The following is a 16,069-nucleotide window of genomic DNA, read 5'->3' on the forward strand; positions in this document are numbered from 1 at the left end:
TGGAAGCCTTTCCGCCATGGAGCAAGCCATGCAAGACCTCGATCCCGTCGAAACCCAGGAATGGCTGGACGCGCTTGAATCCGTCCTCGACCGTGAAGGTGAAGACCGTGCTCATTACCTGATGACCCGTATGGGCGAACTGGCCACCCGCAGCGGTGCGCAACTGCCCTACGCCATCACCACGCCATACCGCAACACCATCCCCGTGACCCACGAAGCACGCATGCCTGGCGACCTGTTCATGGAACGCCGCATTCGCTCGTTGGTACGTTGGAACGCCCTGGCGATGGTGATGCGCACCAACCTGCGCGATTCGGACCTGGGCGGCCATATCTCCAGCTTCGCCTCCAGCGCCACGCTGTACGACATCGGCTTCAACTACTTCTTCCAGGCCCCGACCGACGAACACGGCGGCGACCTAATCTACTTCCAGGGCCACGCCTCGCCAGGCGTTTACGCCCGCGCCTTCATGGAAGGCCGCATCAGCGAAGACCAGATGAACAACTTCCGCCAGGAAGTAGACGGTAACGGCCTGTCGTCGTACCCGCACCCGTGGCTGATGCCCGATTTCTGGCAGTTCCCGACCGTATCCATGGGCCTTGGCCCGATTCAGGCGATCTACCAGGCACGCTTTATGAAGTACCTGGAAAGCCGTGGCTTCATCCCGGCTGGCAAGCAGAAAGTCTGGTGTTTCATGGGCGACGGCGAGTGCGACGAGCCGGAATCGCTCGGCGCCATTTCCCTGGCTGGCCGCGAAAAACTCGACAACCTGATCTTTGTCATCAACTGCAACCTGCAGCGCCTCGACGGCCCGGTACGCGGTAACGGCAAGATCATTCAGGAACTCGAAGGCGTGTTCCGCGGCGCCCAGTGGAACGTGAACAAAGTGGTCTGGGGCCGTTTCTGGGACCCTCTGCTGGCCAAAGACACCGACGGCATCCTGCAACGCCGTATGGACGAAGTCATCGACGGCGAGTACCAGAACTACAAAGCCAAAGACGGCGCGTTCGTACGTGAACATTTCTTCAACTCGCCTGAGCTCAAGGCGATGGTTGCTGATCTTTCCGACGACGAAATCTGGAAGCTCAACCGTGGCGGTCACGACCCGTACAAGGTGTACGCGGCCTATCACCAGGCGGTTAACCATAAAGAGCAGCCAACCGTCATTCTGGCCAAGACCATCAAGGGTTACGGCACCGGTGCTGGCGAAGCCAAGAACACCGCGCACAACACCAAGAAAGTCGATGTCGACAGCCTGAAGAAATTCCGCGACCGCTTCGACATTCCGGTGAAAGACGAAGAGCTGGAAAACCTGCCGTTCTTCAAACCGGAACCCGGCAGCGCCGAAGCCCGCTACCTCAGCGAGCGTCGTACCGCACTGGGCGGTTTCGTGCCACAGCGTCGTGCCAAGAGCTTCAGCATTCCGACCCCGCCACTGGAAAGCCTCAAGGCCATTCTGGACGGCAGTGGCGACCGCGAAATTTCCACCACCATGGCCTTCGTGCGCATCCTGTCGCAGCTGGTGAAAGACAAGGAAATCGGTCAACGCATCGTGCCGATCATTCCGGACGAAGCCCGTACCTTCGGCATGGAAGGCATGTTCCGTCAGCTCGGTATCTACTCCTCGGTCGGCCAGCTCTACGAGCCGGTGGATAAAGACCAGGTGATGTTCTACCGCGAAGACAAGAAGGGCCAGATTCTCGAGGAAGGCATCAACGAAGCCGGCGCCATGTCGTCGTTTATCGCCGCCGGTACTTCGTACTCCAGCCACAACCAGCCGATGCTGCCGTTCTACATCTTCTACTCGATGTTCGGCTTCCAGCGTATTGGCGACCTGGCCTGGGCCGCTGGCGACAGCCGCACCCGTGGCTTCCTGATCGGCGGCACCGCTGGCCGTACCACGCTGAACGGTGAAGGCCTGCAGCACGAAGACGGTCACAGCCACATGCTGGCCGGCACCATTCCGAACTGCCGCACCTATGACCCCACCTACGGCTACGAGCTGGCGGTGATCATTCAGGACGGCATGAAGAAGATGACCGAAGAGCAACAGGACGTTTTCTACTACATCACCGTGATGAACGAGTCCTACGCCCAGCCCGCCATTCCGGCTGGCGTGGAAGAAGGCATCGTCAAGGGCATGTACCTGCTCGAAGAAGACAAGCGCGACGCGGCGCATCACGTGCAGTTGCTCGGTTCGGGCACCATCCTGCGTGAAGTGCGTGAAGCAGCGAAGATTCTGCGCGACGAGTTCAACATCGGCGCTGATGTCTGGAGCGTCACCAGCTTCAACGAACTGCGTCGCGACGGCCTCGCCGTTGAGCGCAGCAACCGCCTGAAGCCTGGCCAGAAGCCGAAGAAAACCTACGTCGAAGAATGCCTGGGCGGGCGTAAAGGTCCGGTCATTGCTTCCACCGACTATATGAAGCTGTTCGCTGAACAGATTCGTCAGTGGGTGCCGGTCAAGGAATACAAAGTGTTGGGCACCGACGGTTTCGGCCGTAGCGACAGCCGCAAGAAGCTGCGTCACTTCTTCGAAGTCGACCGTCACTTCGTGGTGCTGGCCGCTCTCGAAGCCCTGGCAGATCGCGGCGATATCGAACCGAAGGTGGTGGCAGAAGCCATCGTCAAGTTCGGCATCAACCCCGAAAAACTCAACCCACTGGACTGCTAAGGGAGCACAACGATGAGTGAATTAATCCGCGTGCCCGACATTGGCAGTGGCGAGGGCGAAGTCATCGAATTGATGGTGAAGGTGGGTGATCGCATTGAAGCCGATCAAAGCCTGCTGACCCTTGAGTCGGACAAAGCCAGCATGGAAATTCCTGCGCCTAAAGCCGGCGTGGTGAAAAGCCTCAAGGTCAAACTCGGCGATCGCCTGAAAGAAGGCGATGAGTTGCTGGAACTGGAAGTGGAAGGCGCCGAAGCAGCGCCAGCCGCTGCCGAACCAGCGGCCAAGGCCGAAGCCGCTCCGGCTGCCGAGCCTGCCAAAGCCGCCGAACCTGCTCCTGCACCAGCTGCTCCGGCAGCGGCGGCCAGCAGTTCGGTTCAGGACATCAACGTTCCGGACATCGGCTCCTCGGGCAAAGCCAAAATCATCGAGCTGCTGGTAAAGGTCGGTGACACGGTTGAAGCCGACCAGTCCTTGTTGGTGCTGGAATCCGACAAGGCCAGCATGGAAATCCCATCGCCGGCTGCCGGCGTGGTGGAAAGCCTGAGCGTGAAGCTGGACGACGAAGTCGGCACCGGCGACCCGATCCTCAAACTGAAAGTGGCAGGTGCTGCACCGGCTGCCGCGCCTGCTCCAGCAGCAGCGCCGGCCGCTGCTCCGGCCGCCAAAGCCGAAGCCGCGCCCGCTCCTGCTGCTGCACCTGCCAAAGCCGAGGCGGCTCCGGCTGCCCCGGCGGCACCGGCCAAAGACGGCGCCAAAACCCACGCCGGCCCGGCTGTGCGCCAACTGGCCCGTGAGTTCGGCGTTGAGCTGAGCGCGGTAACCGCCAGCGGTCCGCACGGTCGTGTGCTGAAAGAAGACGTGCAGGTTTACGTCAAAGCCATGATGCAGAAGGCCAAGGAAGCACCGGCTGCCGGCGCTACCGGTGGCGCGGGCATTCCGCCGATTCCGGAAGTCGATTTCAGCCGCTTTGGTGAAATTGAAGAAGTACCGATGACGCGTCTGATGCAAGTTGGCGCCACCAACCTGCACCGCAGCTGGCTCAACGTGCCGCACGTGACCCAGTTCGACTCCGCCGACATCACCGAGTTGGAAGCTTTCCGCATTGCGCAGAAAGCCGTGGCCGAGAAAGCGGGCGTCAAACTCACCGTGCTGCCGCTGCTGCTCAAAGCCTGCGCCTACCTGCTCAAAGAGCTGCCGGACTTCAACAGTTCGCTGGCGCCGTCTGGCAAAGCGATCATCCGCAAGAAGTACGTCAACATCGGCTTCGCCGTCGACACACCGGATGGCTTGCTGGTGCCGGTGATCAAGGACGTCGACAAAAAGAGCTTGCTGCAACTGGCTGCCGAAGCCGCTGAACTGGCGGAAAAAGCGCGCACCAAGAAGCTCTCGGCCGACGCCATGCAAGGCGCCTGCTTCACCATTTCCAGCCTCGGCCACATTGGCGGCACCGGCTTCACGCCGATCGTCAACGCGCCGGAAGTGGCGATTCTCGGGGTCTCCAAGGCCACCATGCAGCCAGTGTGGGACGGTAAAGCGTTCCAGCCGAAACTGATGCTGCCGCTGTCCTTGTCTTACGACCACCGCGTGATCAACGGCGCGGCTGCCGCTCGCTTCACCAAACGTCTGAGCGACGTGCTGGGCGACATCCGCACCATGCTGCTGTAAGGCTAAAACGTTTCACACTTTCGGGCATGCCACGCTCGTACCTCAGCCCCGCCGTTTGGCGGGGTTTTTTTTGCGTGTTTTTTGGGGGAGACAGAAACCTATTGAAGCCCACCGTCATTCCCGCGCAGGCGGGAATCCAGAATTTTGGATGGGATAAACATTGCGTATCAACGCAAGATTCTGGGTCCCCGCCTTCGCGGGGACGACGGTGTAAAGGCGTGAAGATCAGCCTTTCTGCATATTACGCAGCAGAAACGACAACGCCTTGGCCAACTGCGCCGCGCCTTGATGATCCCGGCGAATGGTCAGCCACGGGCTGCCGTCCTGGGGGTTTTTCAAGGTGCAGACCTGCTCGCTCGGCAGGCACTCGTATTTGATGTACGGATCGACACCAAACACCTCCAGCCGCTGATTGCGCACGGCCACGTTTACCCCTTCGGCTTCACGGGTTTTCTGCTGGATCAGCAATTCCCCAGGCGCCCCCACGCTGAGCTGGTACACCTGGTCGCGACGCTCGGCCTGGCCGACCTGAAATGCTGCGCGCACGGCGTAGGTGTCGAGCAGTTCGTTGCTCTGCGCCAACAACGCTTGGCGCTCGTCGCTGGTGAGGTAGAGCTTCTTTAATTCATTGAGGTAGCGTGCCTGTTCGGCACCACTCAATTCTGCCTCCGGCTCTGCCGCCTGCGCGCTAGACGCGGCGAGCAATACCACAGCGATTGCAGGCAATATTCCCAGCCGCCTTGTCAGTCTTGTTCGCATGATGCACCCTTACCGATGAAGTGGCCCTGAGCCACTCGTTCAGCATACTGGAAGCGAGTCTCCCGATGAAAAGCCATACCGATGCCGCCAGCCGTCCGGCGGTCGAGGTTGTGACGCAGTTGCCAGTGCCTTCACGGCTTGGCATGTTGCGTTTCGAGCGGCTTAATGAGGCGAGCTGGACTCTTCTGTTTTTAGACGCCGCGTGCGAAAGCCAATTGGGCCTCGCTGCCGGTGAGCTTTGTGGCCTGGTGGGTTCACCCTACGCCAGCCTTATGGAGCCGGAAGAACGCTACCAGTTGCACGACACCATCCAACTGCAACTCAAAGACAGCCCGCATTACAAAGTGCACTACAAGCTGCACACCCCCATCGGCATGCTGCATCTGGTTGAATTGGGTGAAGCCTTCAAGCAGCACGGTCGCCAACTGTTGCGCGGCTATATATTGCCGGCCGACGAGCCGCTGTTCCCCGACCGCCAGCCGCAGCAGTCAGAGCTGCAAATCCAGAACAATCGCCTGCAAGCCTCCCTCGAACTGTATCAACGCTCTCAGGAAGAACACCTTCAGCACTTGGTTCGCAGCCGCGCCCAGCAGAGCATGATCGTGCGCCTGGCGCGCCACCGTTACAGCTCGGACAACCAGGTGTTTGAGGCCGCGCAGCTGATTACCAAGGCCGCCTGCGAGACCTTCAGTGTCGCCCGCGCCAGCCTGTGGTACCTGCGCCAAGAGCAGCTCGAACCGATCACGATGTACAGCACCGACATCGGCCAACACGAACTGCCCACCGCGATCAACGCCAGCAAATATCCGCACTACCTCGCCGCCTTGCACAGCGGCCGCGCCATCGACGCCCACAGCGCCATGCGCGACCCACGCACCCGTGAGCTGGCTGAAACCCACCTGCTGCCCCGTGGCGTCAGCGCCATGCTCGATGCCAGCGTGCGCGTGGCCGGCGAAGTGGTGGCGGTGCTGTGCCTGGAACACGTGGGCACCGAGCGTGTGTGGCAGGCTGATGAAATTGCTTTTGCCGGCGAGCTCGCCGACCAGTTCGCCCATGCCCTGGTCAACCAGCAGCGACGCAGCGCCAGCAGTGAACTGCAGCTGTTCCGCCGCGCCGTCGAGCAAAGCGCCAGCGCCTTTTTGCTGATCGACCGCGAAGGCATCGTCGAGTACGTCAACCCGAGCTTCACCGCCATTACCCAGTTCAGCCCGGAAGAAGTGCAAGGCCGGCGCTTGTCCGACCTGCCGGCGCTGGGCAATCTCAGCGATCTGCTGTTCGATGCCCATTCCAACCTGGCCCAGCAGAACAGCTGGAACGGCGAATTCCGCAGCCGGCGCAAAAGCCTGGAACCCTACTGGGGGCATCTGTCGATTTCCAAGGTGTACGGCGGCGACGGTGATCTGACCCATTACATCGGCATTTACGAAGACATCACCCAGAGCAAACTCGCCCAGCAGCGCATCGAGCGCCTGGCCTACACCGACAACCTCACCCGCCTCGGCAACCGTCCGGCCTTTATCCGCAGCATGGAAGAGCGCTTTTCGCGCAACAGCGATCAGCCCACCAGCTTGCTGCTGGTCGACATCGACAACTTCAAGCGCATCAACGACAGCCTCGGCCACCAGACCGGCGACAAGCTGCTCATGAGCCTGGCCCGCCGCCTGCGCAACAGCCTCAACGCCAACAGCAGCCTCGCGCGTTTCGCCAGTAACGAATTTGCCGTGTTGCTGGACAACTGCGACGTCGCCGAAGGCCAGCGCATCGCCGGGCAAGTGCTGCAAACCCTGGATAAACCGCTGTTCGTCGACAACCAGCTGATCAGCGTCACCGGCTCGGTCGGCCTGGCCTGCGCGCCGCTGCATGGGCAAGATTCCCACACCCTGATGAAGCACGCGGGCCTGGCGCTGCACAAAGCCAAGGCCAACGGCAAACACCAGGTGCAGGTGTTCACCGAAGTGCTGAATGCCGAAGCCAACTACAAGCTGTTCGTCGAAAACAACCTGCGTCGCGCCCTAACCCAGAACGAACTCGAGGTGTTCTACCAGCCCAAGCTCGACCTGCGCACCGGCCAGCTCACCGGCATGGAGGCGCTGCTGCGCTGGAACCATCCGGAAAAAGGCATGATCAACCCGGACCAGTTCATCAGCGTGGCCGAAGACACCGGCCTGATCATTCCCATCGGCAAATGGGTGGCGCGCCAGGCCTGCCGCATGAGCAAGCAGCTTTCCGCACTGGGCCTGGGCGACATTCAGGTGGCGATCAACCTGTCGCCCAAGCAGTTCTCCGACCCCGATCTGGTGGGCTCGATAGCCGACATCCTTCAGGAAGAACTGCTGGCGCCGCACCTGTTGGAACTGGAACTGACCGAAAGCCTGCTGCTGGAAGCCACCGACGACACGCGCCAGCAGCTCAATCGCCTGAAAAGCCTGGGCCTGACCCTGGCCATGGACGACTTCGGCACCGGCTATTCGTCGCTCAGCTACCTGAAGAAATTCCCCATCGACGTGATCAAGATCGATCGCAGCTTTATCAAAGACATCCCGGAAAATCAGGACGACATGGAAATCACCTCCGCGGTGATCGCCATGGCCCACAACCTCAAGCTCAAAGTCGTCGCTGAAGGCATCGAAACGGCCGCCCAGTTGAGCTTCTTGCGCCGACACAAATGCGATATCGGCCAGGGTTACTTGTTCGACCGCCCGATTCCCGGCCGCGACCTGCTCGACAGCCTGCGCCGTTACCCGTGTCGCCCGCAAAACTGAATCGGCTGTAACGTCTCGCCCCGAGCGGACTCTAAACCCACGCTGCAACTGCTACGTTTCAATCAACCACCCCATCAGGAGCCTGCCATGGTGCTGCGTTCGCAAATTCTCGCCCACAAGCTCGACCTGCCGACCGCCGAGCAAGCCCTGCCCGGCCGTGAAAGCCCGATGCCCGTGCCGGAGAAGCACTTCGTCAACGGCAACCCGCTGCAAGGTCCCTTCCCTGCTGGTATGGAAACCGCGATTTTCGGCCTCGGCTGTTTCTGGGGCGCCGAGCGGCGCTTCTGGCAGCAACCGGGCGTTTACTCCACGGCGGCAGGTTATGCCGGTGGCCACACGCCAAACCCGACGTACGACGAAACCTGCTCGGGCCTGACCGGCCACACCGAAGTGGTGTTGGTGGTGTTTGATCCGAAGGTGACCAGTTACGACGCGCTGTTGAAAGTGTTCTGGGAAGCGCACAACCCAACGCAAGGCATGCGTCAGGGCAACGATGTGGGCAGCCAGTATCGCTCGGCCATCTACGCCACCAGCCCAGCGCAACTGGATGCCGCGCTGACAACCCAGGCCGCTTTCCAGAAGCAATTGGAAGCTGCCGGCTTTGGTGCCATTACCACGGAAATCATCGAGGCGCCGGCGTTCTACTACGCCGAGGCTTATCACCAGCAGTACCTGGCGAAGAATCCGAATGGTTATTGCGGGTTGGGCGGCACAGGGGTGTGCTTGCTGTAAAACAGGCCGGCTATCGGTCGTTGGTGCCTGCAACCAACGACCGGTTCACGCCCTTGCGAACGTCTAAGTGCGCCTGTAATACGCAACTTGTAGGATGACTCTCTGCCAGCCGTTTCCGCCGTTGCTGCGCGCGCAGCCGCATCGCAAGCGCCTATAAAAAAGAGAGAGTCCGCATGAACACGTTAACCCTCGGGCGCTGCCGCCTGGTTGTAGGTTTCGCCGCGTTATTGAGCTTCGCCAGTGCCGTGCTGGCCGACGACGCGCCAATCGTCATCAAGTTTTCCCACGTAGTCGCTGAAGACACGCCCAAGGGCCAAGGCGCGCTGCTGTTCAAAAAGCTCGCCGAAGAACGCCTGGCCGGCAAAGTCACCGTCGAGATTTACCCCAACTCCAGCCTGTTTGGCGACGCCGATGAGCTGCAAGCCTTGCGCGATAACAAGGTGCAGATTCTCGCGCCTTCGCTGGCCAAGTTCAGCGAGTACAACAAGCAGTTGCAGATTTTTGACCTGCCGTTCCTGTTCGATGACCTCGCCGCCGTCGACCGCTTCCAGCAACGCGCCAAAGGCCGTCAGTTGCTAAGCGCCATGCAGGAACACAACATCACCGGCCTGGCCTATTGGCACAACGGCATGAAGCAGCTGTCGGCCACCAAAGCGCTGAACAATCCGGCCGACGCCAAAGGCCTGGCCTTCCGCATTCAGCCCTCGCCCGTGATCGAGAGCCAGTTCAACGCCCTTGGCGCTACGCCGGTAAAACTGCCGTTCGCCGCCACACTGCAAGCCATGCAAGACGGCAAAGTGCAAGGTACCGAAAACACCTGGTCGAACCTGTACAGCCAGAAATATGCGCCGTTTCAGCCGTACATGACCGAAACCAACCACGGCGTGCTCGACTACATGTTGGTGGCCAATACCAAGTTCTGGTACGCCATTCCGCATGCCACGCGCACTGAGCTGGAAGGCATCATCGAAGAAGTGACCTTTGCCGTGAACAACGCCGCCGAGCAGCAGAACGTCGCCGCGCGCCAGCAGTTGAGCCAGGGCAAAACCCACCTCATCAGCCTCACCGAGCAAGAGCGCAGCACCTGGCGTTCGGCCATGCAGCCGGTGTGGAAGCAGTACGAAAGCGTGATTGGTGCCGACATTATCCACGCCGCCGAACAGGTCAACCGCAAGAGCGCCAACAAGCAATAGCTGGCTGTTAGCCATTAGGCAGGCTGCTTCGCCGGCAAAGGCCGGCTAGACTTAGGCTTTATTGACCCAAGCCTAAGTCTTTGCATGTCCGATTCCCGCAAACAGTACATCGCGCCCGAACAGCTGTGCGTCGGCCTCTTCGTCCAACTGGACCTGGGTTGGTGGGAGCACGACTTCGCCTTCAGCAGTTTCAAAATCAAAGACCAGGCCCAGCTCGACGCGTTGCTTCAGCTGGGCCTGCCGCGTGTGCGTTACGACCCGGCGCGCAGCGACTGCGAGCCGCTGCCGCACCCGGACGAACTGCCGCCACCCATCGTTGAAGCGCCGCCCGCCGCGCCGCAGCCGCCCAGCGCCGAAGAGCTGGCCGCCCAGGCCCGCGCCGTAAAGCTAAGCAAACTGCGCAAGCGCCTGGCCGAGGTGGACCGCAAGTTCATCCACACCAGCCAACTGGTCAAAGAACTGACCAAAACCCTGCACCGCGCCCCCGAAGATGTGCTCAAACAAGCCGGCGAAGTGGTGCGCGAATTGGTTGGCACCATGATGGCCGAGGACGGCGTGGTGCTGCACAGCATCAACGGCAAGGCCGCTGAAGATGCCTACTCCCATGCGCTGAACGTGACGGTGCTGTCGATGATGCTCGGCCGCCAGTTGGGCTACGACAGCGAGGCCTGTCATTCCCTGGGGCTCGGCGCGCTGCTGCACGACATGGGCAAGATGGACGTGCCAAGCAAAGTGCTGCTCAAAACCGAACCGCTGAACCGCCCCGAGCAGCAGTTTCTGCAAATGCACACCGAATTCGGCCGGCGCCGTGGGCAGAAGCTGATGCTCGACGACGACGTGCTGCGCATCATCGCTGAGCACCACGAGTACTGCGACGGCAGCGGTTACCCCAACCAATTGCATGAAGCCGCCATTGGCCGCCTGAGCCGGGTGGTGAGCATCACCAACTTTTTCGACAACCTCTGCAACCCGCAGAACCCGCGCGACGCCATCAGCCCCCACGAAGCGCTGGCGCGGATGTTCAAGCAATACAAAGAACGCTTCGACCAGGTGGCGCTGAAAGCCTTTATCCGCTGCATGGGCGTTTACCCGCCGGGGAGTCTGGTGCAACTCGAGGACGGCCGCTTCGGCCTGGTACTCGGCATGCACCCGACCTTGCCGCTGAAACCGACGGTGATCGTCTACGAGCCGAACGTGCCGAAAACCGAGGCATTGATCCTCAACCTGGAGCAAGAGCCGCAGCTGGCGATTGCCAAAAGCGTGAGGGTGTCGGAGCTGGATGAAGCGGCGCGCGAATATTTGAATCCACGGCAGCAGGTGAGTTACTACGTGGATCCGAAGCGGGGGAAATAGCGGAAGAGTCCACATTCCCCCGTAGGAGCGAGCTTGCTCGCGAAGCAATTTGCGCCCTAACGCAAATGTCCGTTTGCAGGGTTCGCGAGCAAGCTCGCGCCTACGAACAACCGGACGCTCGCAGCGTTCGCTTATTCCGCAATCAACCAATCCAACCGCCAATTCCCCTCACTTTGCGCCAACGTCTTGGCCAGCCACGGCAGCAGTTCTTTCAGCTCCTCCTCCAGCCCCCACGGTGCGTTGGCGATCACCAGCCCCGAGCCGCTCAGGCGCGTGGCGTCGTCCGGGCTGTGCACGAACAGTTCGGCGCGCAGCAGTTTCGGCGCGGTGGATTTGCCCAGGCTTTGGTAGAAGCGCTTGAGCTGGCGTTCATCCTTGATCGGGTACCAGATGGCAACGATGGTCTGGCGCATGCGGCCTATGCTTTCGTTCAGCGCGGTGACACAGCGGTCCAGTTCGTCGCTTTGCTCAAACGGTGGATCGATCAACAGCAGCGCGCGCTTCTCGGCCACCGGCAGCAAGGCGCGCGGCACGTGCCAGCCTTCGCCCAGATGCACAGCCACGCGCCGGTCGCCGCGCATGTTTTCTTTGAGCAATTGGCCATCTTGCGGGTGTTTTTCGTTGAGCAGTACGCGGTCCTGGTCGCGGGTGAGCTGGCGCGCCAGTTCGGGCGAACCGGGGTAGTAGCGCAGCTCGCCGTCCGGGTTCATGGCCTTGAGCACGTCGAAATAATCGTCGGTGCTGGCCGGCAAGTCGTCGGCGTTCCACAGCCGGGCAATGCCTTCGAGCCACTCACCGGTGCGGCTCGCTTCATCGCCCTTGAGGTCGTACAGGCCCAAGCCTGCGTGGCTGTCGAGGCACACGAACGGTGCTTCCTTGCGCGCCAGCAGCGCAATGATGCGGCTGATGATCAGGTGCTTGAGCACATCGGCGTGGTTGCCGGCGTGGAAGGCGTGGCGGTAGTTCATGCGAGAAGATCCTCGGGGCGCGCTGAGGCGGCGAAGTTTACCAGCCCGCCCTGTGCGGATGGCGACTGGGTTTTGCTGCTTTATCACTCCCCTGTATGAAGCTAGGCGCTGCCCGCCGCGCGCAATAGACTCCGGCAACGTTGAATAAAACCGTCCCATCACAACAGGTACGCCGCATGTCCGAGACTCTGCTCAGCTCCCGTAACCTGGCCTTCGAACTCTACGAAGTGCTGGATGCCGAAGCCCTGACCCAACGCGAGCGTTTCGCCGAGCACAGCCGCGAAACCTTCGATGCTGCCATCGACACCGCCCGCAGCATCGCCGAAAACCTGTTCGCGCCGCACTGCCGCAAGAACGACGAGCACGAGCCACAGTTCGTAGACGGCGCAGCGGTGCTGATTCCGGAAGTGAAGCCTGCGGTCGACGCCTTCCTCGAAGCGGGCTTTCTCAATGCCTCGCGCGACTTCGAAGCCGGCGGCATGCAATTGCCGACGCTGCTGTCGCAAGCCTGCTTCTGCCACTTCCAGTCGGCCAACGCAGCGACCACCTCGTACCCGTTCCTGACCATGGGCGCGGCCAACCTGATCGAAAGCTTCGGCACCGAAGAGCAAAAGCAGCGCTTCCTGCAGCCGATGATCGACGGCCGCTTCTTCGGCACCATGGCCCTCACCGAACCGCACGCCGGTTCTTCCCTATCGGACCTGCGCACCCGTGCCGAGCCGGCCGGTGACGGCAGCTACCGGATCAAGGGCAACAAAATCTTTATCTCCGGCGGCGACCACCCGCTGTCGGAAAACATCGTGCACATGGTGCTGGCCAAGCTGCCGGACGCACCGCCCGGTGTAAAAGGCATCTCGCTGTTTATCGTGCCCAAGTTCCTGGTCAACGACGACGGCTCGCTGGGCAAGCGCAACGACGTGATTCTGGCTGGCCTGTTTCACAAGATGGGCTGGCGCGGCACCACCTCCACCGCGCTGAACTTCGGCGATAACGGCGAGTGCGTGGGCTACTTGGTCGGCAAGCCGCACGCGGGCCTGTCGTACATGTTCCAGATGATGAACGAGGCGCGTATCGGCGTCGGCATGGGCGCGGTGATGCTCGGTTACGCCGGCTACCTGTACTCGCTCGACTATGCCCGCCAGCGCCCACAAGGTCGCCTGCCCGACGGCAAAGACCCAACCACCGCGCAGGTGGCGATCATCGAACACGCCGACGTGCGCCGCATGTTGCTAACCCAAAAGGCTTACGTGGAAGGCTCGTTCGACCTGGCCTTGTACGCCGCACGCCTGTTCGACGACACGCAAACCCTGAGCACTGAAGAAGAGCGCAAAACCGCGCTGGAACTGCTCGACCTGCTGACGCCAATTGTTAAATCCTGGCCGTCGGACTACTGCCTGAAGGCCAACGAACTGGCGATCCAGATTCTCGGCGGCCACGGCTACACCCGCGAATACCCGGTGGAGCAGTACTACCGCGACAACCGCCTGAACCCGATTCACGAAGGCACCTACGGCATCCAGTCCCTCGACCTGTTGGGCCGCAAGGTTTCGATGAATGGCGGCGCGGCGCTCAAGCAACTGGTGAAACTGATTCAAACCTGCTGCCAGCGCGCCGAAGCGCATCCATCGCTCAACGCCCTGCGTGAGCCGCTGGAGCATCTGTTGTCGCGCCTGTCGACGGTCACCCTGGCGCTGCTGGGCGACCTGATGCAGGGCAAGGTCAACGAAAGCCTGGCCAACTCGGCGCTGTACTTGAAAGTGTTCGGCCACCTGGTGATTGGCTGGCGCTGGCTGGAACAAGCCATCCGCGCCGAAGAAGGCCTGGCCAAAGGCAACGCCCAGGACCACGACTTCTACACCGGCAAACTGCAGGCCGCGCGCTACTTCCTCACCTGGGAAGTGCCGAGCATGCATCACGACCTGGCGATTCTGGAGGCTAAGGACGATACGTGCCTGGCGATGCAGGATGCTTGGTTTTAAGGACGCCTCGTTCTGATTTTGTAGGAGCCAGCTTGCTGGCGAACGGCCCGACACCGCTTCGCGAGCAAGCTCGCTCCTACAAAAAGCAACACAACCGAGTCAGTAACGATTGCCCCGCCCCAACGCGGGGCTTTTTTTTGACAGGCGCAGGAAAACGCGGGTTAGAATCGTCTGGCATGCCTGCTGCATGCTCTAAGCTACTTTCGATCTAAACCCGTTTACCTGGAGTTCCGCCTTTGGATGCCACCGCCATCAATAGCCTGTTCCTGATCGGCGCATTGCTGGTAGGCGCGAGCATTTTGGTGAGCTCGCTTTCTTCGCGTCTGGGCATCCCGATTTTGGTGATCATTCTGGGCGTCGGCATGTTGGCCGGCGTCGATGGCCCGGGCGGCATCGGTTTCAGCAACTACCCCCTTTCCTATCTGGTGGGCAACCTCGCCCTGGCGGTAATCCTGCTGGACGGCGGCTTGCGTACCCGCGTGTCGAGCTTCCGCGTGGCGCTGTCGCCGGCCTTGTCGCTGGCCACCGTTGGCGTGCTGATCACCACCGGCCTCACTGGCATGGCCGCCGCCTGGCTGTTCAATCTCAACCTGATGCAGGGCCTGCTGATCGGCGCGATTGTCGGTTCGACCGACGCCGCTGCGGTGTTCTCGTTGCTGGGCGGCAAAGGCCTGAACGAGCGGGTAAACGCTACCCTGGAAATAGAATCCGGTAGCAACGACCCCATGGCGGTGTTTCTCACCGTTACGCTGATCGACATGCTCGCCAGCGGCCAGGATGAATTCGGCTTTGGCCTGTTACTGCATCTGCTGCGCGAATTCGGCATCGGTGCTGTTATTGGTCTTGGCGGCGGCTGGGTGGTGCTCAAGCTGGTCAACCGCATTCACCTGGCGCACGGTTTGTATCCGTTGCTGGTGGTCAGCGGCGGCCTGCTGACCTTTGCCCTGACCAACGCACTGCATGGCAGCGGCATTCTTGCCGTGTACCTGTGCGGTCTGGTGCTGGGCAACAAGGCCATTCGCTCGCGCCACGGTATTTTGCATATGCTCGACGGCCTCGCCTGGCTGGCGCAGATCGGCATGTTTCTGGTGCTCGGCCTGCTGGTCACGCCCGCCGACTTGCTGCCTATCGCCTTGCCGGCCCTGGCCTTGGCGTTGTGGATGATTCTGGTCGCCCGGCCACTGTCGGTGGCCGTGGGCCTGTTTCCGTTCAAGGCCTTCCATGACCGCGAAAAACTGTTTATCGCCTGGGTCGGCCTGCGCGGCGCGGTGCCGATCATTCTGGCTGTGTTCCCGTTGATGGCCGGTCTGGAACACGCGCAGCTGTATTTCAACCTGGCGTTCTTCATTGTGCTGGTGTCGCTGGTGTTGCAAGGCACCAGCTTGCCGTGGGTGGCGAAGTGGCTACGGGTAACCGTTCCGCCGGAGCCGGCGCCAATCTCCCGCGCAGGCCTTGAAGTGCACCCCACCAGTCAGTGGGAGCTGTTCGTGTACCGGTTGGGCGCGGAGAAGTGGTGCATCGGCGCCGCCCTGCGCGAATTGAAGATGCCCGACGGCACGCGCATTGCCGCGCTGTTCCGCGGCACCGAGCTGCTGCACCCGTCCGGTAGTACCACGCTTGAAGCCGGCGACATGCTCTGCGTAGTCGGCCACGAACACGACCTGCCCGCCCTCGGCAAGCTGTTCAGCCAGGCGCCGAAACGCGGACTGGACCTGCGCTTCTTCGGCGACTTTGTGCTCGAAGGCGACGCGGAACTCAGCGCCATTGCTGCACTGTATGGCCTGAAAATCGGCGACGTGGATGGCAGCATGCCGCTGGGCCGGTTCATCGCCCACGAAATTGGCGGCGAGCCGGTTATAGGCGACCAGGTTGAATGGAATGGCCTGACCTGGACCGTCGCGGCCATGGAAGGCAACAAGATTCGCAAGGTCGGCGTCAAATTCCCCGAAGGCAGCCGCCCCGGCCCCGGCCTGTTCCTCTAAAC

General features: G+C 61.3%; 10 protein-coding genes. 8 read left to right on the forward strand and 2 right to left on the reverse strand.

Annotated elements, in window-relative coordinates; translation table 11 throughout:
• Nucleotides 1-28 precede the first annotated feature (28 nt).
• Entirely contained in the window at nucleotides 29-2,674 is a 2,646-nt protein-coding gene (gene aceE, locus ACZZZU_RS11545) for a pyruvate dehydrogenase (acetyl-transferring), homodimeric type (RefSeq protein WP_122493392.1), read from the forward strand.
• A 12-nt stretch (nucleotides 2,675-2,686) separates the two neighbouring features.
• Nucleotides 2,687-4,339, forward strand: a complete 1,653-nt coding sequence (gene aceF, locus ACZZZU_RS11550; protein ID WP_463550658.1) for a dihydrolipoyllysine-residue acetyltransferase — start codon at nucleotides 2,687-2,689, stop codon at nucleotides 4,337-4,339.
• 225 nt (nucleotides 4,340-4,564) lie between these two features.
• Here aceF and ACZZZU_RS11555 read toward each other — a convergent pair whose 3' ends face one another.
• Nucleotides 4,565-4,999 carry a hypothetical protein gene (locus ACZZZU_RS11555; protein ID WP_463383929.1) on the reverse strand — a complete coding sequence of 145 codons (435 nt, stop codon included), beginning with the start codon at nucleotides 4,997-4,999 and terminating at the stop codon, nucleotides 4,565-4,567.
• 164 nt (nucleotides 5,000-5,163) lie between these two features.
• Here ACZZZU_RS11555 and ACZZZU_RS11560 point away from each other — a divergent pair, with 164 nt between their 5' ends.
• The 4 genes from ACZZZU_RS11560 (at nucleotide 5,164) to ACZZZU_RS11575 (ending at nucleotide 11,138) form a co-directional block, all read left to right on the forward strand.
• Nucleotides 5,164-7,860 carry a putative bifunctional diguanylate cyclase/phosphodiesterase gene (locus ACZZZU_RS11560; RefSeq protein ID WP_463550659.1) on the forward strand — a complete coding sequence of 899 codons (2,697 nt, stop codon included), beginning with the start codon at nucleotides 5,164-5,166 and terminating at the stop codon, nucleotides 7,858-7,860.
• Nucleotides 7,861-7,947: 87 nt separating this feature from the next.
• A complete protein-coding gene (gene msrA, locus ACZZZU_RS11565; RefSeq protein WP_463383931.1) occupies nucleotides 7,948-8,592 on the forward strand; it encodes a peptide-methionine (S)-S-oxide reductase MsrA in 645 nt (214 codons plus the stop codon).
• A gap of 173 nt (nucleotides 8,593-8,765) precedes the next feature.
• Nucleotides 8,766-9,785, forward strand: a complete 1,020-nt coding sequence (locus tag ACZZZU_RS11570) for a TRAP transporter substrate-binding protein (protein WP_463550660.1) — start codon at nucleotides 8,766-8,768, stop codon at nucleotides 9,783-9,785.
• Nucleotides 9,786-9,869: 84 nt separating this feature from the next.
• Nucleotides 9,870-11,138: an HD-GYP domain-containing protein gene (locus ACZZZU_RS11575; RefSeq protein ID WP_463550661.1), complete on the forward strand. Its 1,269-nt coding sequence runs from the start codon at nucleotides 9,870-9,872 to the stop codon at nucleotides 11,136-11,138.
• Between the two features lie 131 nt (nucleotides 11,139-11,269).
• On the opposite strand, the gene ACZZZU_RS11580 is transcribed toward ACZZZU_RS11575, so the two are convergent.
• Nucleotides 11,270-12,106, reverse strand: a complete 837-nt coding sequence (locus ACZZZU_RS11580) for a 23S rRNA (adenine(2030)-N(6))-methyltransferase RlmJ (protein ID WP_122493286.1) — start codon at nucleotides 12,104-12,106, stop codon at nucleotides 11,270-11,272.
• Between the two features lie 176 nt (nucleotides 12,107-12,282).
• On the opposite strand from ACZZZU_RS11580, the gene ACZZZU_RS11585 reads away from it, so the two are divergent.
• Together ACZZZU_RS11585 and ACZZZU_RS11590 are read left to right on the forward strand one after the other, a co-directional pair.
• Entirely contained in the window at nucleotides 12,283-14,085 is a 1,803-nt protein-coding gene (locus ACZZZU_RS11585; protein WP_463550662.1) for an acyl-CoA dehydrogenase, read from the forward strand.
• A gap of 236 nt (nucleotides 14,086-14,321) precedes the next feature.
• Nucleotides 14,322-16,067 carry a potassium/proton antiporter gene (locus tag ACZZZU_RS11590; RefSeq protein WP_122493288.1) on the forward strand — a complete coding sequence of 582 codons (1,746 nt, stop codon included), beginning with the start codon at nucleotides 14,322-14,324 and terminating at the stop codon, nucleotides 16,065-16,067.
• The last annotated feature ends 2 nt before the right edge of the window (nucleotides 16,068-16,069 follow it).

Source organism: Pseudomonas sp. AC136 (genome assembly GCF_979258585.1).